The sequence below is a fragment of the Pseudacidobacterium ailaaui genome (genome assembly GCF_000688455.1).
In the GTDB taxonomy this organism is placed as follows: Bacteria; Acidobacteriota; Terriglobia; order Terriglobales; family Acidobacteriaceae; genus Pseudacidobacterium; species Pseudacidobacterium ailaaui.
Genome location: NZ_JIAL01000001.1, coordinates 1473597 through 1492467 on the forward strand (window position 1 = coordinate 1473597; position 18871 = coordinate 1492467).

Here is an 18871-nt window from a genome sequence, read left to right on the forward strand (position 1 = left end):
AATCTGCTCGTCTCATGGAGCAGCCATACTATGACAAAATATGAAGATTGTTCTCTCAAGCGTCGCCTGTCCAGCATCATCGTCGCTTCGTGGTTCGGCTTCTCCGGGTACAGAAAGGGTATGGAATGCCGGAAATTTGGGCTGGAGGTCGATTACCTATGACGACAGCGTATCTGAATCGCATTGCCACTGCCGTACCAGAACACGATATACATGACGCCTTCGTCGTCTTTGCAGAAAAGATGCTTGGCGATCAACGATTGCGTACGATCTTCCGACGCATGGCAAGCCGCGCCAATATTGCGCATCGCTACTCCTTCTTTGAGCCTCAGGAAGGATATGAAAAGTTCTTTTCACATGAAGTCAATGAGTCGTATCAACTTGGCAATCTGCCTAGTACCGCGCGGCGTATGGAGATTTTCGAGAAGAGCGCCCCTGTGCTCATGAAGATGGCCGTGGACCGTCTTGCGCTCAATGCACAGGAGCGAGCCGGCATAACACATGTCCTGGTGACCTGCTGCACCGGACTCTATGCTCCGGGGCTGGACTTTGAGATTGTCGATCATCTGGGGCTTTCCACAGACGTTGAACGAACCATGATCGGCTTCATGGGTTGCTATGCAGCGATCAATGCATTGAAGCTGGCACGGCATATCATACGTTCAGATCCTGAGGCCGGCGTTCTGATGCTCAATCTGGAGTTGTGCTCCCTGCATTTACAGGAGACACAGGAACTGGAGCAGGTGCTCTCCTTTCTGATCTTTGCCGATGGTGCGGCGGCGAGCCTGATAACTGCGCGTAATCAGGGCTTTGCTTTAGATAGCTTCAAAACAATCACCATACCTGGTACAAGGGGGTTAATTACATGGAAGATTCGTGGTCTCGGCTTTGACATGCTGCTCTCAGGACAAGTGCCAAGAGAATTAGGAAACGCGCTGCCTCAGAGCGGATTGATGGCCGAACGAGACGACATCCACCTGTGGGCAGTACATCCCGGCGGACGTTCTATTCTGGACGCCGTAGAGAAAGGATTAGAACTTCCTGCCGATGCGTTGAAGGCATCACGCGAAGTGTTGGCTTCCTTTGGCAATATGTCTTCAGCAACCATAATGTTTGTGTTACAGCGGATCATGCAGCAGGCGCGCCCTGGACAGCGTGGATGTGCGATGTCCTTTGGTCCGGGCCTGACTGCGGAAACGATGCGCTTCCATGCAGTCTAGTGCCAAAATCCATCTGCGTACTCAGACCCTTCTTCTCCAAGCATTGCGTTGGATGACCGGCTTGCCATCGGAGGCCAGGCTTGATTTCAATCACCGGGTCTCTCCTCACCAGTTGCCGGAACTAATGGATGGCGATTGTAGCTATGAAGATTTTTGTGATTGTCTGCGCAGCCTGGAGCAGGTGAATCGCTGGCTGTTAGGTTATCGACCAACATTGGCCTGGCTGAAGCGGCTGTCCCATGGATTGCCTCACCCCATACACATCGTCGACGTCGGTTGTGGCGGCGGCGATCTGCTGCGGAAGATTGCAGACTGGGCAGCGAAGGAAGGCGTTGCTGTCCAGCTTACTGGCATGGATCTGAATCCTTATTCTGCGCGAGTAGCAGCGGACTCCACTCCACAGAAATCTGGTATTACCTGGGTGACCGGCGATGCGCTGGCCTATCGGCCAGACAAGCCTGTCGATGTCATCGTGAGTTCACTGATGGCACATCATCTGGAAGACAGCGATATCGTTTTGCTGCTGCGATGGATGGAAGCGACGGCGCGACTAGGCTGGTTTATCAATGATCTGGAGCGGTCTGAGCATGCCTGTTTGATGTTCGCATGCATAGCGAAAGTGGTGAGATGGCATCCATTTGTGCGGCACGATGGGCCGGTATCTTTTAGGCGGGCCTTTCGAAAAGAGGATTGGATACATCTGCTGGCTGCGGCGGATGTACCTCAGGAGGCAATCACGATAGAACATTGGCGCCCGGGACGACTGTGTGTAGGGCGATGGAAATAAGGCTGATGGCTATACAGCGTCTGGTCTGTGCAGCAAGTGCCACCCAGCGCCTTCGCCCTTTTGGGACGCACCCCCTCATCTCAAATTCTCTGAGAGGCAAATCATGTCGACTTCTGCGCTAAGAGCACCCACCTCTTCCCGTTCCCGATTCAAGATGATTCTCTGGATTTCGCTTGGCCTTACTGTACTCTTTGTCTTCATTACCTCAGAGCTGCTACTCATCACCGACTATCCGATGTACCACGCCTACCGTTTACAGTTGATCGCCGACCGCGGTTTTCTCATTCCTCATACTATTGCTGGAATTCTTGCTCTTTTCATCGGCCCCATTAATTTCTCTTCGCGTATCCGAGAACGCCATACCCGACTGCACCGCGTCCTTGGCTGTATCTATACGATTTCTGTCTTTGTCGGCTCTTATACTGGGATTGCCCTCGCGGCTGGCAGGCCGGGGCTTCCCGGAACATCCATGCAGGCCGCTGCATGGATGGTGTGTACCACGGCAGCTTTTCTGGCCGCCCGCACTCGCCAGTTCACCATACACCGCCAATGGATGGCTCGCTCCTACGCCGTTACCTTTACCTTCATTTCCAGCCGCATACTGAATCTTTGGCCGGCCTACTGGAGACACCTTGGCGATGTCTTGTCCGCTGTTGGCGTGATCGCCTTCACACTTGCCTCGCTGCTAATCGTAGATATTGGTCTCGATTGGCGTGAACTTACCACCTGTCGTAACGAATCATCAGCCAATAGGTGTTACAAGAATTAACAGACAGACTTAGCCAGGGTCCCATTTCTAAAAGCTGGTCCCGACCAGGTCCGAGCTGATTACAGGTCCATAGCCACCGAGTTGTCCAACAATGACTGCCACCGCAGGCTCCTCTCCTTCCAGTACCCACACCCTCACGTCTTTTGGCTGTAGACCAAGTAGCCGCGCTATCAGTCTCACAAATCCGTTTATTTCCGGATGAATGCGAAACACTGTCGCAGGCAGGCCCTGCCCATTCAGGTACACGGTCTGCTCATCCTCTGGTGAGATTTGGAGCTGAATCAACCTTCCACCTCCGACTGGTGCCAGCATCCATACACGAAACGGTGTCGTATGGGAAGGAACATTCAGCAGCAATGTCCCTACCATACCGTTCGCGATGTCTTTCGGAAAATTCATATGCTTACTCTCGACGTGTGTCTTGCCATTCTTGTCCGTTGTGCGAATGATCACCATGCCGGTAGCAGCTTCTACTGTGAAATCAATGGGCCTTGTAAAGAACGGGCCTTCCTGGATGTGATGATTTCGCACCAATCGAAACGTACCCTGCTGCACATAGGTGGTCTCTTCATCATCGATCGAGCCATCAACAAAGCGATATGTCATGCGCATCGTCACCTCATCGCCTTGCACAACCTGCAAGAACTCCCCTCTGGCAATCGTTTTTCCATCCTCAGAGCGGGCCACCATGAATCTCTGCATGGGTCGTTGAATATGTCTCACTGGAATCTGTTCAGCAATGGCCACCATACCGATCGTCATCGCCCCCAAAATGACGATCAGGAATTTGTTTCTCCTCATGAAACACCTCGGTCTAACACCTTAGACGTCAAACGATTCCAGCTATATTGGATTCAATATGACGATTTAGACAGAATGGCCCGCCAAGCTGTTTTTTTGCGCGTCTACTAGAAGGATGGACTACAGGTTCACGGAATTTCCAATGACTAGGAGTGCCACTTTGCAAGAAGAAGTCCTCATCCTCGGTGGTGGAGTGGCAGGCTGCGCGGCTGCGATTGCGCTCGCTCAAAAAGGACGAAGCGTCACCCTCATCGAACGTGAGCGCACGCCGCGCCATAAGGTATGTGGGGAGTTTCTCAGTGGTGAGGCCCTCGAAGATCTGCATGCGCTCGGCATCGATGTCGTGTCACTTGGCGCCGTGCCGATCAATTACGTTCGCCTCGCAGCTGCACAGCGGGCCGCGGAAGCACCTTTGCCGTTTCCGGCCAAGTCGCTCACGCGCAAGGCGCTCGATAAAGCCCTCATCTCCAGGGCCATCGCCGTAGGAGTTCGAGTAGAGCTCGGTCGCAGCGTACAATCGCTCAACCGCACCGCAGCTAGTACATGGCAGGTAACTCTGGAGGATGGCTCTATACGTGAAGCTCCGACGGTCTTTCTCGCCACTGGCAAGCACGATCTCCGAGGTCACGCGCGTCCTAAGGACCCTCATCGGTGGGTTGCCTTCAAAATGTATTACCGGCTGTCTCCTGCTCAGGCGGATGATCTGGGCGACGCCTCTGAGCTTACGCTTTACTCCGGAGGCTACGGTGGCATTCAGCCTGTGGAAGATGGCATCACAAATTTTTGCTGTGTGGTGCAACGGCGGTATTTTGAGCGTGCCGGTCTTCGCTGGGAGGGTCTGATTGCAAATATGCAGAAGGACTGCCCCCACCTGGCTATGCGTCTCGCCGGAGCGCAACCGTTGCTCGATAAGCCGATAGCCATCACCCATATTCCGTATGGCTACCTCCGGCGCACAACTGAAGATAGCCTCTACTGCATTGGCGATCAGGCCGCCGTCATCCCATCGTTCACCGGCGATGGAATATCCGTTGCACTGCATACCGCCCGGTGTGCTGCCGCAGCCTATCTGGCCAGAGAGTCTTCGTCGGTCTTTCAACCAAAACTCCGTTCGGCAATGCTACCCCAGATGCGACTTGCCCAGGCTGCCGCGAATGGCTTAAACAACGCCCTTGCGCGCGCTGTGCTTCCGTTCTTTCTTCGCGTCTGGCCGGGTGCAATGCAGGTAACAGCCAGGCTCACCCGCGTCACCCAACCAGCTGCGCTTGCACCTTAGGCGTTCGCCAGTTGAACGGAAGCAGCAAAATCTGCTTAGGGGAGATAGGAAATGAAACTCTTCACAGTCTTTATTCTCACGGTCATACTTGCTCCTGGGGCTCACGCCCAGCGTCAAAGCTTCACTGTTGATCCCGATGCAAGTCAGGTCAGCATCACGCTCAATACAACCCACGAAGTCGTCCATGGAATGTTTCATATTCAATCTGGCCTGGTTGAATTTGACCGCAGCAGTTCTACGATGTCCGGCTCAGTGATTGTACTGGCGAACTCTGGGAAGACAGGGAACAGCAGCCGCGACAAGAAGATGGACAAGGACATTCTCAAGGTGGACCAATACACGAAGATTTCTTTTGCTCCTACAACCTTTGCCGGGACGATCGCGCCTTCAGGTAACTCAACCATTCAGGTCAGGGGTGTATTTACCTTGCTCGGCAATCCTCACGACCTGACGGTTCCCATGCAGATTCACATCGATGGCCCCAGGGCAACAGCAAGGGCGCAATTCACAATTCCTTATGTACAGTGGGGTCTCAGAAATCCGAGCTTCTTGTTCTGGAAAGCCGAGGATTACGTAGCGATTTCTCTGAATCTTGTCGGCAAGCTTTCCAACTAACAAATGGAGCACGCTGTTTCATCGCTATAACGGGCCTTTCCTTATCTGGAGGCTTTCCCAGACGGCAACACCCGCAAACACTTTCCTGGTCAACCCTCTTTTCTGCATCGAAATGCACATCGGAGCGAGGACAACGCTTTTCTGTATGTCTATTTCACCTTTTTGTTCAGAAAAGCCAGGATGTACCCTGAAATCGTCCCGGAATCCTCTTCCAGAGCAAAATGTCCTGAATCCACAAAGTGGATCTCGGCCTCAGGAACATCGCGCTTGAACGCTTCAGCGCCCGCCGGCAGGAAAATGGGATCATTTTTCCCCCACATCGCCAGCACCGGCGGCTTATATCTGCGCAGCGCTTCATGCCATTGCGGATATTGCTTTACATTGTTCTGGTAGTCATAGAACAGCGCAAGCTGGATCACATCATTGCCGGGACGGTCGAGCGTCATCTGGTCAAACATATAACTATCAGGACTCACATACTCCGGATGACTGTATCCCTGCGTGTACTGGTACTTCGTCACTTCAAGCGTGAGCAGGTCTCGAACCCTCTTCTCATTGGCCGGGCTTTTCTCTTTCCAATAGGGAATAATGGATTCGGCCCAGAAGGGGCTCAAGCCTTCTTCATATGCGTTGCCATTCTGCGTAATGATCGCCTGAATCCGCTCAGGGTGCCTCAGGAAAAGCCGAAACCCAATCGGAGAACCGTAGTCCTGGATATAAATGCTGTATTTGTTCACTCCAACCGAATCCAGGAAGCGGTCCATCACTTCCGCAATGTGGTCAAATGTGTAGTCAAACTGGTCGGAAGGCGGCTGGTCGCTGTAACCGAACCCCGGCATATCGGCGGCAATCACGTGATACTTTCCGGACAATTCCGGGATCAGGTCGCGGAACATGTGTGACGAAGATGGAAATCCATGCAGCAGCACAACGGTGTGACGAGACGGATCGCCTGCTTCCCGATAGAAAATCTTCACACCATCCACAGCTTGTGTCTTATATCGAATTTGTTTCATGCTTTGGCTCCTTTCACTTGCCAGCGCATTCAGTGCCATGATGAGGAACCCAATGCCAATGCCAATGCTAAGGTTCCATACAAATTTCATAATGTTGATCATCTTTCTTTCCGCAAGCTTCCCCGCTGTGGCCCGCAGGTAGAATGTGATTCATTCCCTCTCTGATTGGCCGTCCTAAGAAAATCCATTGTCGCCATTCTTCAGTTTGCGACCCAGCCTGACACGCATCCGGTCGAGTTGGTACTTACGTTTGCTATCTAGATGCCGACCAGTCGGTAAAGTTACAGAAAAATCCCTCAAAGGGAGACCTCAACGCACATGGCCGAAATTGCTGCTTTTCTGTCATGGCATGAAGTCACAGCCTCCGCTATCTTCATTCCTAAGAGGAAGAAATGATGAGCACTCCTTCACCCTACAACTCTTCTATTGCTGGCGTTAGTATTCCGGACTCCCAGCTAGCGCACGAAATTACAGAGTTCATACGGGATTCGGAAACAGAGCTGCTTTTCCACCACTCCAGCCGCGTCTACTATTTCGCCGCCTTGGCCGGAAAGCAGCGCGGCCTGGCCTTCGATCCGGAATTGCTTTACGCCAGCGCCATGTTTCATGACCTCGGCCTGATGCCGGACTACAGCAGTCCACAGGACCGCTTCGAAGTAGATGGAGCCAATGCCGCTCGCGACTTCCTGCAGGTGCGCGGAATCTCTCCAGAAGACCTCGGCATCGTGTGGACCGCCATCGCTTTGCATACCACACCTGGAATTCCGCAGTATATGCACCCCGTCATCGCGCTTGTCACCGCTGGCGTGGAAATGGATGTCCTCGGTCTCTCTTATGCGGAATACGAAGATGCGGTGCGCAATGCCATCGTCGCGCGTCATCCCAGGACCCCCCACTTCAAGGAGGACATCCTCCAGGCCTTCTACGATGGCATTCATCAAAAGCCAAAAACCACTTTTGGCAATGTCAAAGCCGATGTCCTCGCCGACAAAGACCCCGCCTTTCGACCCGGGAATTTCTGCCAAACCATCCGTAGTTCGCCCTGGGCCGGATAAGCCCTCTTCACGACCCGTAGCAGCGCGCTCTTACAATAAGAGGCGTATGCGCAGAGTCGTCATCAGCGGCCCTCCCCCTGTTCAGATTCTCGATGTAACCGGGCCGCTTGAGGTCTTTTCCTGTGCATCAGGCTATCAGGTACAGTTGGTCGCCTTTGACGACTCCGGCCATCTCCCCACCAGCCGTGGCTTCAGCCTCGCCGGGGCCATACCGCTTCAGCACATCTCCGGTCCCCTGGATACTCTTGTCATCGCAGGCGGTCCGGGCGCGGAAAATGGTCACTACGACGACACATATATCCGCTGGGTCGCGGCAATGGCGGCCCGTTCCCGACGCGTCGCTTCCATTTGCACCGGCGCTTTCGTCCTTGCAGCGGCCGGACTGCTCGACGGCAAAACTGCGGTCACTCACTGGAGCTTCTGCGATCGCTTTGCCCGCGAGTTTCCCAAAGTAAAGGTCCTCTCCGATCCCATTTTTCTTCGCGACGGGGCTGTCTATACCTCGGCCGGCATTACCTCAGGTATGGATCTCGCCCTCGCTCTGGTCGAAGAAGATCTTGGCCATCAGACCGCTTTGTCCATTGCGCGCCAGCTTGTCATGTTTCTTGTGCGTCCCGGCGGACAGGCGCAGTTCAGCCACATGCTCTTGCGGCAGGCAACAACCTTCAAGCCTCTGCGTGAGCTTCAGGTTTATATGCTTGAAAACCTCAAAGCCGACTTGTCCGTCGAAGCGCTTGCCGCGCGTATCGGAATGAGTCCACGCCACTTTTCCCGCGTCTGCTTGCGTGAGCTCAAGCTTAACCCCGGTCAGCTTGTGGACCATCTTCGCGTAGAGGCCGCCCAGCAGATGATCCATAGCTCTTCTCTCGGACTGAAAGAAATCGCTGATGTCTGCGGTTTCCGCTCACCCGATGTCATGCGGCGTGCTTTCCAGCGAGTGATCGGTATTACTGCTGCCGAGTATAGCGAAAGATTCACCCGCAGCTGACGTTGTTTCCACTCCGCTCATGGCTCCGAATACACCTGCCCCCTTCCTAGAGCCTGTTTCCCTGCTCCTGCTCCGAACACGCGCGTCAGGCAGATGTCAACATAGCCGTCGGAGCAGCTCCCGCGCTTAACCGACTGGTCGTACTTTTTATGGAAAGTTTTTTCTGTATCATATGTCGTGCCCGGTGCAGTCTCACCTTTACCGCCACCCGGGAAATGCGCAGCGCCCGCGCCGACTCATCGATCGTAAAATCATGGACTGCTCGCAACAAAAACACCTGCTGATACTTCAAAGGAAGACTCCGAATCGCTGTCCCCACTACCCTCAGCAGTTGTTGCTGTTCAAGATGTCTTGCCGGATCATATTTTGCGCCTGCCAGCAACGCCATAGGCGCCCCATCCGATGCCAGCTCGTCAATCGAATCCGATGGCATTCGCTTCGTTTTCCGCAGCCTCATCCGTGCTTCATTCAGAACAATGCTCAGCAGCCACGTGCCAAAGCTGGACTACATGCGAAACAGGCTGAGATTGCGAAAGGCCTTGATGCATGCCTCCTGCACCGCATCTTCTGCATCTGCATCATTCCGCAGCACAGAAAATGCCATCCTGTAGGCCGCCCGTTCATAAGGAACCATCAGTTCCTGAAAGCGTTCCTTTTCGCCACTCTGGATTGCGGCAATCAGATGGGCTTCGTTCCTCAGAATGCTTTCCTTCGTTTCTGCTGTCTGCTTCATTCTTCGTTCCTCTTCTTCTGTCCGAGGGCTTCAATCATTCGTGGAATGCTGGGCTTCTTGCCCATGCGTCCGCTCTGGATTTTGCTCTCATTTGGCCGTAACTCCTTTTCGGGTTTGCCCGGATTGCGCCGCACCTGCCTTCATACACCGCCATGCGACAAAACATGTATGATTGCTGCGTCCTGCGCAATCATCGCAATCCTGTGGCAGACAAAATTTACAAAGCTCATATGTTTCAACGTCGCTCTTCTAAAAAAAGGATGACCAGCAGGGGAGCAGAGAAAAAATCTGCCGGCCATCCTCAGGAAAACTGCGCCGTCACGCAGGTCTTCCCATCAGGCAAAATGGGAAGCTTAAACTTCAGGGGTTACCTGAATGCCCAAAGCACGCGCGACGCCCTCTCCATAAGCAGGGTCGGCCTTCAAACAGTTCCTGATATGGCGAAGCATGACCTCTTCAGAGGCTCCGCTTATCGCGCGGGCCGTGTTTTCAAACAACGTCTGCTGCTGGGCCGGTGTCATCTTACGGAACAGATTGCCCGGCTGCTCATAGTGGTCATCGTCCGCATAATGATCCCATCTGTCTGCATCTCCATGCAGTTCCAGTGCAGGCTCAGCATACTTCGGCTGGTTGTCCCATACACCTTGTGTGTTCGGGTTGTAGCTCACCGTTCCGCCCAGATTGCCATCCAACCGCATCGCGCCGTCCCGGTGATATGAGTGATGAAATGGACATCCTTTGGCAGAATTCACCGGTATCTGATTGAAATTCACGCCCAGCCGATAGCGCTGCGTGTCACCGTATGAGAACAACCGCGCCTGTAGCATCCGGTCCGGTGAGAACCCAATACCAGGCACAACATTTGCCGGTGAGAATGCCGCCTGCTCTACCTCTGCAAAATAATTTTCCGGATAGCGGTTCAGCTCCAGGACACCCACTTCCACCAGCGGGTAATCTGCTTTGGGCCACACCTTCGTCAGATCGAATGGATTGTGCTTGTGCTGCCTGGCCTGCTCTTCGCTCATGACCTGAATAAAGAGCGTCCAGCGTGGAAAATTCCCCGTGTCAATCGCGCTGAGCAGGTCCCGCCCATGTGTCTCCCGGTCTTGCGCCACCAGTGCTGCCGCCTTGGCATCTGAGAGGTTCTCAATGCCCTGCTGTGTGCGAAAATGAAACTTGACCCACACTCGCTGGTTGTCCGCATTGATCATGGAGAACGTGTGGCTCCCGAATCCATGCATGTGGCGGAAGCTCTTCGGGATTCCCCGTTCCGACATCACAATCGTCACCTGATGAAGCGCCTCAGGAAGACTTGTCCAGAAGTCCCAGTTGTTCTGCGCACTGCGCAGTCCGGTCCTCGGATCACGCTTGATCGCATGGTTCAGATCTGGAAATCGCAGCGGGTCGCGAAAGAAGAAGACTGGCGTGTTGTTCCCTACAATGTCCCAGTTCCCCTCTTCGGTATAAAACTTGATCGCGAATCCGCGAATGTCCCGCTCCGCATCAGCCGCACCGCGCTCCCCTGCAACGCTTGAAAACCGCACAAACAGAGGCGTCTGCTTTCCGATCTCCGAGAAAATCTTCGCCTTCGTATAGCGAGTAATGTCATGCGTCGTGGTGAATGTACCGTAAGCCCCCCATCCCTTTGCATGCATTCTCCGCTCTGGAATGACCTCGCGGTCAAAATGGGCCAGTTTTTCAATCAGCCATATGTCCTGCAAAAGTACGGGCCCGCGTGGACCCGCAGTGAGTGAGTTTGTATTATCGGCCACCGGCGCGCCGGTCGCATTCGTAAAGATTTTGTCTGCCATCGTCGTCCTCTCAGGTTCGTTGTTTTGTTCTTTCAGTGACCGGCTACCCTGGTTCGCCTTTCGACTAGTCAAAATGCCCGTAGTTTTCCATCTGCGCACCATAACAGGAGATACAGGATCGAAGATAGCTCTGCCAGGGTCCCATCACCATGACAGAAAAACTGCATTTTCGGACAACTCGTTTCTAGCAGCAGCTGCTTTCCGATATGATGTTGCGACCAGTCGGAAGTTTCAATTTCGCTGATCTGCTCTTCCACGAAGGGGGCTATGCCGCTGTTGGCATTCAGGGAATCGTCGAACGGGCGGGCATTGCTCTTCCGTGCCGCCTCTCTGGCGAATTTTCTCTTCAACAGCTGGGAAGGTGCCCTGATTAGAATGCGCACCCCAAAAAAGCACCATCCCTTGGCTTGAATTTCAACAGTTCCTCTTCGGCAAGCTTCTGCTTTGGTCTCCGCAGCTCTTGCCGGATCAGGTCATCAGGATGCGCCAAAATCTCACCCCGGTGAGGATTCGTTGTAACCTCTCCGCCTGGGTCTAAATCAACTCCGTAGACGAGGAGGATCTCCCATGTTCTTTCAGGCTCCGTCTATGCCACAAACGGACCATCAGGAAATCATCACCATGGTCTCCAGAGATACTACAACCGATGTAGGTGGGCCGGTCCGTTATCTCTCCACGCCTGCTCCTGAAGTGTCTTCCGTCATCCTCACCCTTCCCCCCGGAGGAAAAACCGACTGGATGACCCACCCTGTGCCAGGCTACATCTACATTCTGGAAGGTGAGTTGACCGTAGAGTTTGAGGATGGCCACCGTCTTCACTACCATGCCGGACAGGCCTTCATGCAGGCCCACACCCAATGGCACCGCGGAATCAATGAAGGCAAAACGCAGATGCGTTTTCTCGCCGTCTTTTTTGGTGAAAAAGGCACTCCTGTTGTCCTTCATCCCCCAAAAACGTCGCATTAAAAGCACTGTCTCTTCTTCCGTCCAGTCGGTTTTTTGTACCAGGTGTCTTTCTCTTTCCTGGTACATTTCTCCGGCTGGCCCCATAATGCCTTAACACCTTTTTATGCTGATCGAATTCAGATATAGCTGAAGATGCCGCCCCGCCGTTTGCAGACATCCTGCCTTTTTATCCAGGCGGTCTAGCGCCATCGCCCCCTCCAGCAGCGAGATCATCACGGCTGCCACTTCCTTGGGAACAATTTCAGGCTTAACTTCCTTCCGGCGCTGGCCTTCTTCCAACGTTCCCTCGATCAGCATCCTCCACTGCTTTAGCGCCTCTTTCGCGGCTTTTTTTAGTGCTGCATTGCCATCGTCGCTATCGGTAATGGTGTTCAGCAGCGGGCATCCGCCAGGAAAAGCAGGAAGGGAGACAACGTTCTCCAAATGGACCCTGAGTTTCGCAATAGCATCGGTTGCCGTGTCCATCCCAGCCATCCGGGCCTTGCTTGTTTCACTCCAGGCATGTTCAAAAGCGGCCACCGCCAGCTCTTCTTTTGTGGCGAAATGGCCGTATAGGCTGCCCTTCTCCAACCCAACCGCTTCTACAATGTCCTGCATCGAGCAGCCTTCATAGCCCTTCCGGTTAAAAAGCGGGGCCGCCTTCGCAATGATTCGTTTCCGGGTTTCTGCGCCTTTGCTCATATCGGTCTCAACTCGTCTGACTCTTTTAGTTTCACATGACGCAGTATTCCATATGGCTTCTGGTTCTCCAGGTTGCGCTCTCGATGCTGCACAGATATGGCGTTTCGTCTCCCTTTCCGCGCAGCACCATGCGCTATCCCTACCAGGGCAGTTCCTGTCCGTTGTGTACGAACTTGCCGCTCGGACCATCCGGTCCCAGCAAAGCATACACCACACTGGTCTTGGCGCCCTCTGCCACTTCCAATTGGGCGTACTGTGTGCCAAGCTCTGTCTTTACCCAACCAGGGTGTACCGAGTTCACCTTGATCTTCGTGTCCTTCATCTCGGCGGCAAGGTGCACCGTAAACTGGTTCAGCGCGGTCTTCGATGCGTTATAAGCAAATGCCTTCATCGGCGCAAATGGGGCTGTTCGGCATCGCTTGCAGGGTAAGCGAACCAAGAATGCTCGACAGATTTACAATCCGGCCTGCCGGACTCTTCTCCAGCAGAGGCAGAAACTCTCTCGTCACCGCAACTACCGAGAAGAGATTGGTCTGGAACACCCTCTGTGCAGCTCTTCCTCACTCGTCGTGATCGTGTGCGCGTTCAGCAAGCCTCCATCCCCGCCCATTCCCGCGTTGTTAATCAGAATATCGAGCTTCCCAAACTTATCGGTAACATAGGCCGCCGCTGCTTTGCGGTCCGCCTCCTTGTTCACGTCAAGGACAACCGGATAGGCCTCGATCCCCTCCGCCTTGAGCGTTTCCGCGGCTTCCTCCGCAGACGGTAGGTTCCTTGCACCCACCACAACTGTGACGTTCTTCTGCCCAAGCTGACGTGCTGTCTCCAGTCCTATTCCACGATTGACACCCGTAATGCGCGCTACCTTTCTATCCTTCGACATCATGTCCCTCCTGCTTATTCGATTGGGTTTTGTTTCCTGAGTTTAATAAAACGACCAGTCGGATGTTTGGAAGGTTATACTTTTGCACACTTCCCTGTGGTGGAGCGAAAGAAATTGCTTAAAGAAGAAGCCTTGTTGTTCTGCTCCGGCTTTCGTTGCGAAGATACAATCATGGGTGAGTGGAACAAAGAAGAACTCGTAGTCCAGTCCCTGAAATGCGCGCGCCCTCCCAAAGCAATCCGCTCCCATCGTCACCGCTCTTCTTGCCTACCATGAGAACAACGGCTTTTTCAGCAAATAGGAAGATGTTTGACCGGGATCAGGCTTGGTCCGTCTCGCAGGTTGTGCGTACCGGCGTGGGGCGCGGTCCCAAAGGCCCCTCGTCGGCGGTTCGGTCCCGTCCCTGGCCACCACCTGCACCCCATCCCAAAGACCCCCATCCCTGGCCGCGCCGTGTCCGCTCATGTACGCTCATTTAGACTACTGACACCCGATGCCCGTGCAACCCAATCTCCATCTCGACACTCTCCGCACACTCGTGGTGGCCCAGGAGCTTGGAAGTCTGGCGCAGGCTGCTGAGCAGCTTGGCCGCACGCCCTCAGCAATCAGCCTGCAAATGAAACGCCTCCAGGACGACCTTGGCATGGTCCTCTTCCGCAAGCATGGGCGTAATTTAGCTCTGACGGAAAATGGCGTGGTTGTGCTCGATTATGCGCGTCGGATTCTTGCCCTCAACGATGAGCTGCTCGACATCATCCAGGGGGCGGCCCTTGCGGGCGAAATTCGCCTGGGGTGTGCGCAGGATTTCGCCTCACTTCTTCCGCCGGTCCTGTCGCAGTTTTCTTTACTTTATCCGCGCATGAAGATCGAGCTTCGCATTGAAGGCAATACCGCTCTTGCCGACGCGGTTGAGGCATCCCAGATTGATTTTGCAGTCGTCATCGGACAGGAAGGCCGCGCCGCAGCCCAGACCATAGGTCATCTTGACCTGATGTGGATTGCCGCATCAGGCTTTGCTTTGCCACAAGATCAGCCGTTGCCCTTGGCTGCTCTTGGCCCGCAGTGTATCTTCCGCAAGCGCATGATCCAGCACCTCGATGAACGGGGGATACCGTATCGCATTGCTGCCACCAGTCCCAGCCTTGATGGTCTCTGGGCTTCCTTACTCGGTGGTCTTGGTGTTACGGCGCGTACTGCGCTGAATCTTCCAGACGGTCTGATTGCCTCTGGCTCGCTCTCTTCACTGCCTGAGCTTGGAAAGCTGCCCGTGACCCTGCAAAGGGGCGCCCGTTCTTCCAGCAAGGCCATGGACCGCATGGCCGACCTTCTCTTACAGTCGCTCCAGTTGGCCCTGGCATCCCGCTCCAATCGGAAGGCTCATGCGCATCAGAACAACAGCGTCATCGACATTTCTGCCAGCCCCAGGCGGAAACGTAAATTGCGCTCAACCATGGGTTGAGAAGAATCAAATTGTGCCGCCCTTGGTTGATTGCTACATTGGCCGCATGAAGACCAGATATTTCTCGCTTCTTCTTTTTCTCTCCATGGCGACCCTCGCTGCTGCGGCACAATCTCCTTCCCCCGCCGCTCGAAAATCTCCTTCCATTGTTGGCACATGGGTGCTGACCGCTGCGTACAAAATACTTCCCGATGGCATGCACGCTTCTGATTACGGAGATCATCCGCAGGGCCTTGTGATCTTTACCTCCGACGGCCATTACTCGGTTCAAATCTATCGTGCAACGCGTCTGAAGTTTTCCTCGGGAGATAAATTCAAGGGGACCGCTGAGGAATACAAACAGGCCTGTCTCAGTACGAGCGTCCACTTCGGAACTTACACTCTGGACCCTGTAAATCATACAATCACCTTCCACATTGAACATGCTTCCTTTCCCAATGAGGATGGCACCACACAAGTACGCCCTTATCAAATGAGCGGAAGCGAGCTTTCCTGGAAGGTTGCACCGAGACCCGACGGCTCTGTTCCGGTCACAGTGCTGCGCCGCTTTCCATAGAACGATGGTCCTCATGGAAACTCCAGCCCGCGCCACGAGGATGCACCGGGCTTTGGACCCGGTGACATCTCGATCCCCCAAAAGGTGGCTTCAGCCCGGCCTGTTGCCAGCGGCAGAGGCACCCGACTCCTGCATCATGGCCGCTTGGTCCCTTTTTCTTTTCGCTACGTTTCCTGAAAACTCTCAGTGATACCGTTCCAGCCAATATGCATAGGGCGGAGGCAAGGTCGTCCATGCGGCTTTCTCCACCCCCAATGCCTTCGCGGCCATGTAAGGCCAGTGTGGGTTCACCAACAAGGGCCGCCCAAGCGTAACCAGGTCGACCTTCTCTTCGCGGATTAAGCCATCGGCCTCCTCAGGCTGCGAAATATACCAGCTGGTCGTCACCGGTAGGCCTGTCGCACGGCGGACCGTCTGAGCAATATCAGCAAGAAGATGCGGCGCCCACGGGACCCTGGCCTGTGGCGTATTAAAACCGATGGACAGGTCCACCAGGTCCAGGCCCTCTTGCTTCATCTTCTTCAACAGCGCAATGGATTCCTCCAGCATCTCCTGGTCATGTTTTGGATCATCGTACTCCACCACACTCAGCCGCACAGTGAGCGGGCGGTCTTCTGGCCAAACCTTCCGCACGGCACAGAAAGTTTCCAGCAAATAGCGCGCGCGGTTTTCTGCACTGCCGCCATATGCGTCCGTGCGCCGGTTTGAAAGAGCAGAAAAAAAGTTTTGCGCCAGATATCCATGAGCAAAATGCAGTTGCATCCACTCGATGCCAAGATCTCGGGCTCGGATCGTGGCCTGGACCATATCTCCCTGCACACGCGCGATCTCTGCAACGCTCATCTCTTCCGGTACGCGCGGCCGGTTCCCTCCAAAGGCCACCGCTGAAGGAGCAATGGTCCTCCACGAGTTTGGCTCTCCTTGCGGGATATGATCGTCCCCTTCCCATGGACGGTTTGCCGATGCCTTACGTCCTGCGTGGGCCAGTTGTATCCCTGAGATGGCTCCCCACTTTTTGATTTCAGCCAGGACCGGAACCAAGGCTTCAGCCTGCGCGTCATTCCACAGTCCCAGGTCGGCCCAGGTAATGCGTCCCTCCGGGGAGATGGCCGTAGCTTCAAGAATGACAACGGCCGCCCCGCCCCTGGCCAGTGATCCATAGTGCACATAGTGCCAATCATTGGCCTTGCCGTCCTGTGCCATGTACTGACACATCGGTGAAACCACAATCCTGTTGCGCAGCTTTGCACTTTTTAAAGAATATGGGTCAAAAAGTCCTGCCATGCAGAAAAACAGCTTCCTCCTTCATAAAAAGGTATCTTCTGTTCTATGGATGCCAGAGCTGCCATAAAGTTCTAAATTTTGTTGTACTTACATTTTTGTCCTATACTTACAGAAAAGTAAGCATCATGAAATTGCGTCGCCACAAATACTACGAGCTTCATACAGGCTGCTCCGTCGAGGCATGTTTGGAGGTCATTGGCGGAAAGTGGAAAGGCGTGATCCTTTATCATCTGATGACCGCCCCTTCGGGCGTTCTCCGCTTCAGTGAAATGCAAAGACTCAAGCCTGAACTCAGCCCTCGCATCCTTACCGCACAACTCCGTGAACTCGAAGCCGATGGCGTCATCGTGCGCAAGGTCTATCCTGTTGTCCCTCCGCGTGTTGAGTATTCTCTGTCAAAGGCCGGAGAGTCGCTCCGCCCGCTGATCATGGCCATGCAAAAATGGGGCGATGCCTACCTTCTGCGCAGTCGTGCACCTTTGGGTCGCAATGCTGTTTCAGGCAAGGCCCCTCGTCAGAACGGGGTGAAGAAAGAAAAAATGCCTTTGCGCAATCAGCAATGACGTACCTCTACTGGATGCCGGCTCCTCCGCATCTCTGTTTCTGCCAAAGGTTGCCCCGGGCGGGCAAAAAACTTTTCTTTTCAGCTTCCAACCACGAGGCTCGCAACATCCTCAAAGAAAGCGTGTCACAACTACACGTGGGATGAGGGGACCCCACAGGAAGAAAGAAAGGCGCCAGGACGTTTCCTCGGAAGATCCACCGGCGAAGGATGCCTGGCAAGGTGCATTGTGAAAGCAAACGTAAAACGACTCCTTCAGATCTTTGTCCTCATCGTCTTCGCCGCAGGCCTCTCGGCCTCGGCCCGCGCACAGGTCAGTATCGGCATCTCGGTACGCATTGGTCCGCCGCCGCTTCCCGTCTACGAACAGCCATTCTGCCCCGGACCAAACTACATCTGGGTGCCCGGCTACTGGGCCTGGGACGGCTACGATTATTACTGGGTGCCTGGGACCTGGGTGCTTGCGCCGCAGCCCGGTTACCTCTGGACCCCCGGATACTGGGGTTGGAACGCCGGCTTTTATGTCTGGCATCCCGGATACTGGGGACCCCACATCGGCTTCTATGGCGGGATTAACTACGGTTACGGATACTTCGGCACAGGTTATGAGGGCGGTTACTGGCGTGGCGGTACCTTCTTCTACAACACGGCCATCAATCGCGTGAATACGACCGTCATCCGGAATGTGTACGTGAACAAGACCGTCATCAACAATGTGAATGTCACCCGCGTCAGCTACAACGGCGGACAGGGCGGCATCCAGGCGCGTCCGACGCCGCAGGAAATGGTGGCCGAGCGCGAACGTCACATCGGTCCTACCCAGGTCCAGCAGACCCATGCGCAGATGGCCCGCCAGGTGCCCGGCAACTTCTATAAGCAGAACCACGGCGCTCCGGTGGCCGCAGCTCTGGCCCGGCCCGCAACCTCGGTCAATGCTTTCCACCGCGATGCGGTACCCGCGCGCAATGCCTCCATGCCGGCCAAGAACAACCACATGCAAATGAACCGGCCCGGCTACACGGCCACTCCGCAGAACCGTCCGCAGAACATGCAACGGCCGATGCAGCAGGCCAACCGCCCGCAGCCTGAGAACCGTCCGCAGAATTACCAGCAACATCCGCAGAGCTTCCCGCAACAGCACCAGGAAGTCCGGCCGGCTCCGCAGATGGAACGTCCTCAGCCCCAGACGAGGCCGCAGGAGTACCACCCGGCCCCGCAGCAGATGCATCCGGAGAACCGCCCGGCCCCCGAAGCCCGTCCTCAGCCTCATGACGAGCCCCACGGCGGAGGCAGGTTCGGCCGCTAACATCCACCTGCAACAGAAAAGGCCCGGATTCGACCCCGGGCCTTCTTCTTGTCTGCAGTTTCCTTCTGACTGACTTCTTCTGAAAAATTTCCTTCTGACTTCT

At 54.7% G+C, this 18871-nt stretch carries 21 protein-coding genes and 1 pseudogene; 12 read left to right on the forward strand and 10 right to left on the reverse strand.

Annotated elements, in window-relative coordinates; all coding sequences use genetic code 11:
• Window positions 1–158: 158 nt before the first annotated feature.
• From N655_RS0106505 to N655_RS17700, 3 genes are all read left to right on the forward strand, one after another.
• Window positions 159–1220 carry a type III polyketide synthase gene (locus N655_RS0106505; RefSeq protein ID WP_026442332.1) on the forward strand — a complete coding sequence of 354 codons (1062 nt, stop codon included), beginning with the start codon at window positions 159–161 and terminating at the stop codon, window positions 1218–1220.
• The gene (locus N655_RS0106510) at window positions 1210–2007 is read left to right on the forward strand and encodes a methyltransferase domain-containing protein (RefSeq protein ID WP_238324542.1); all 798 of its coding nucleotides are present in this window, start codon (window positions 1210–1212) and stop codon (window positions 2005–2007) included. Before N655_RS0106505 ends, N655_RS0106510 begins: the two co-directional genes overlap by 11 nt.
• A 103-nt stretch (window positions 2008–2110) precedes the next feature.
• Entirely contained in the window at window positions 2111–2776 is a 666-nt protein-coding gene (locus tag N655_RS17700) for a DUF2306 domain-containing protein (RefSeq protein ID WP_044934110.1), read from the forward strand.
• A 27-nt stretch (window positions 2777–2803) separates the two neighbouring features.
• On the opposite strand, the gene N655_RS0106520 is transcribed toward N655_RS17700, so the two are convergent.
• A complete protein-coding gene (locus tag N655_RS0106520; protein WP_155987527.1) occupies window positions 2804–3577 on the reverse strand; it encodes a hypothetical protein in 774 nt (257 codons plus the stop codon).
• 160 nt (window positions 3578–3737) lie between these two features.
• Between N655_RS0106520 and N655_RS0106525 the strand changes: the two genes are divergently transcribed.
• Together N655_RS0106525 and N655_RS0106530 are read left to right on the forward strand one after the other, a co-directional pair.
• A complete protein-coding gene (locus N655_RS0106525; RefSeq protein ID WP_026442335.1) occupies window positions 3738–4853 on the forward strand; it encodes an NAD(P)/FAD-dependent oxidoreductase in 1116 nt (371 codons plus the stop codon).
• A 51-nt stretch (window positions 4854–4904) separates the two neighbouring features.
• Complete coding sequence (locus N655_RS0106530; protein WP_026442336.1) at window positions 4905–5468, forward strand: YceI family protein; 564 nt, start codon at window positions 4905–4907, stop codon at window positions 5466–5468.
• Between the two features lie 149 nt (window positions 5469–5617).
• Here N655_RS0106530 and N655_RS0106535 read toward each other — a convergent pair whose 3' ends face one another.
• Entirely contained in the window at window positions 5618–6586 is a 969-nt protein-coding gene (locus tag N655_RS0106535; RefSeq protein WP_238324544.1) for an alpha/beta fold hydrolase, read from the reverse strand.
• 290 nt (window positions 6587–6876) lie between these two features.
• On the opposite strand from N655_RS0106535, the gene N655_RS0106540 reads away from it, so the two are divergent.
• Both N655_RS0106540 and N655_RS0106545 read left to right on the forward strand, forming a co-directional pair.
• Window positions 6877–7539, forward strand: coding sequence for an HD domain-containing protein (locus N655_RS0106540; RefSeq protein ID WP_026442338.1), 663 nt, complete (start codon window positions 6877–6879; stop codon window positions 7537–7539).
• Between the two features lie 46 nt (window positions 7540–7585).
• Window positions 7586–8527: a GlxA family transcriptional regulator gene (locus tag N655_RS0106545; protein ID WP_026442339.1), complete on the forward strand. Its 942-nt coding sequence runs from the start codon at window positions 7586–7588 to the stop codon at window positions 8525–8527.
• 85 nt (window positions 8528–8612) lie between these two features.
• On the opposite strand, the pseudogene N655_RS19750 reads toward N655_RS0106545, so the two are convergent.
• The 3 genes and pseudogenes from N655_RS19750 to N655_RS0106560 all read right to left on the reverse strand — a co-directional run.
• A pseudogene (locus N655_RS19750) lies at window positions 8613–9020 on the reverse strand (sigma-70 family RNA polymerase sigma factor); the annotation flags it as partial.
• Between the two features lie 12 nt (window positions 9021–9032).
• Entirely contained in the window at window positions 9033–9260 is a 228-nt protein-coding gene (locus N655_RS19755; RefSeq protein WP_049961295.1) for a sigma factor, read from the reverse strand.
• 353 nt (window positions 9261–9613) lie between these two features.
• Entirely contained in the window at window positions 9614–11071 is a 1458-nt protein-coding gene (locus N655_RS0106560; RefSeq protein ID WP_026442340.1) for a catalase, read from the reverse strand.
• Between the two features lie 567 nt (window positions 11072–11638).
• Here N655_RS0106560 and N655_RS17710 point away from each other — a divergent pair.
• Complete coding sequence (locus tag N655_RS17710; protein ID WP_044934112.1) at window positions 11639–12037, forward strand: cupin domain-containing protein; 399 nt, start codon at window positions 11639–11641, stop codon at window positions 12035–12037.
• A gap of 90 nt (window positions 12038–12127) precedes the next feature.
• Here N655_RS17710 and N655_RS0106575 read toward each other — a convergent pair whose 3' ends face one another.
• The 4 genes from N655_RS0106575 to N655_RS21000 are packed head-to-tail and all read right to left on the reverse strand — an operon-like array spanning window position 12128 to window position 13604.
• Complete coding sequence (locus tag N655_RS0106575) at window positions 12128–12925, reverse strand: TetR/AcrR family transcriptional regulator (protein ID WP_081823609.1); 798 nt, start codon at window positions 12923–12925, stop codon at window positions 12128–12130.
• Entirely contained in the window at window positions 12858–13109 is a 252-nt protein-coding gene (locus N655_RS20990) for an SDR family NAD(P)-dependent oxidoreductase (protein ID WP_251067936.1), read from the reverse strand. The genes N655_RS0106575 and N655_RS20990 overlap by 68 nt, the downstream gene beginning before the upstream one ends.
• Window positions 13090–13260 (reverse strand): SDR family NAD(P)-dependent oxidoreductase, encoded by a 171-nt coding sequence (locus N655_RS20995; protein ID WP_349509470.1) that lies wholly within the window; start codon window positions 13258–13260, stop codon window positions 13090–13092. Before N655_RS20995 ends, N655_RS20990 begins: the two co-directional genes overlap by 20 nt.
• Window positions 13233–13604 (reverse strand): SDR family NAD(P)-dependent oxidoreductase, encoded by a 372-nt coding sequence (locus tag N655_RS21000; RefSeq protein WP_251067938.1) that lies wholly within the window; start codon window positions 13602–13604, stop codon window positions 13233–13235. The genes N655_RS20995 and N655_RS21000 overlap by 28 nt, the downstream gene beginning before the upstream one ends.
• Before the next feature lie 490 nt (window positions 13605–14094).
• Between N655_RS21000 and N655_RS17720 the strand changes: the two genes are divergently transcribed.
• Together N655_RS17720 and N655_RS0106600 are read left to right on the forward strand one after the other, a co-directional pair.
• Window positions 14095–15060, forward strand: a complete 966-nt coding sequence (locus N655_RS17720; RefSeq protein ID WP_069955810.1) for a LysR substrate-binding domain-containing protein — start codon at window positions 14095–14097, stop codon at window positions 15058–15060.
• A gap of 13 nt (window positions 15061–15073) precedes the next feature.
• Window positions 15074–15616 carry a lipocalin-like domain-containing protein gene (locus N655_RS0106600; protein WP_162173511.1) on the forward strand — a complete coding sequence of 181 codons (543 nt, stop codon included), beginning with the start codon at window positions 15074–15076 and terminating at the stop codon, window positions 15614–15616.
• A 183-nt stretch (window positions 15617–15799) separates the two neighbouring features.
• Here the strand turns inward: N655_RS0106600 and N655_RS0106605 are convergent, their stop codons facing one another.
• Complete coding sequence (locus N655_RS0106605) at window positions 15800–16900, reverse strand: NADH:flavin oxidoreductase/NADH oxidase (RefSeq protein ID WP_026442345.1); 1101 nt, start codon at window positions 16898–16900, stop codon at window positions 15800–15802.
• A gap of 125 nt (window positions 16901–17025) precedes the next feature.
• Between N655_RS0106605 and N655_RS17725 the strand changes: the two genes are divergently transcribed.
• Window positions 17026–17463, forward strand: coding sequence for a winged helix-turn-helix transcriptional regulator (locus tag N655_RS17725; protein WP_044934115.1), 438 nt, complete (start codon window positions 17026–17028; stop codon window positions 17461–17463).
• 228 nt (window positions 17464–17691) lie between these two features.
• Window positions 17692–18768 (forward strand): YXWGXW repeat-containing protein, encoded by a 1077-nt coding sequence (locus N655_RS19760; protein ID WP_049961297.1) that lies wholly within the window; start codon window positions 17692–17694, stop codon window positions 18766–18768.
• Window positions 18769–18871: the final 103 nt, after the last annotated feature.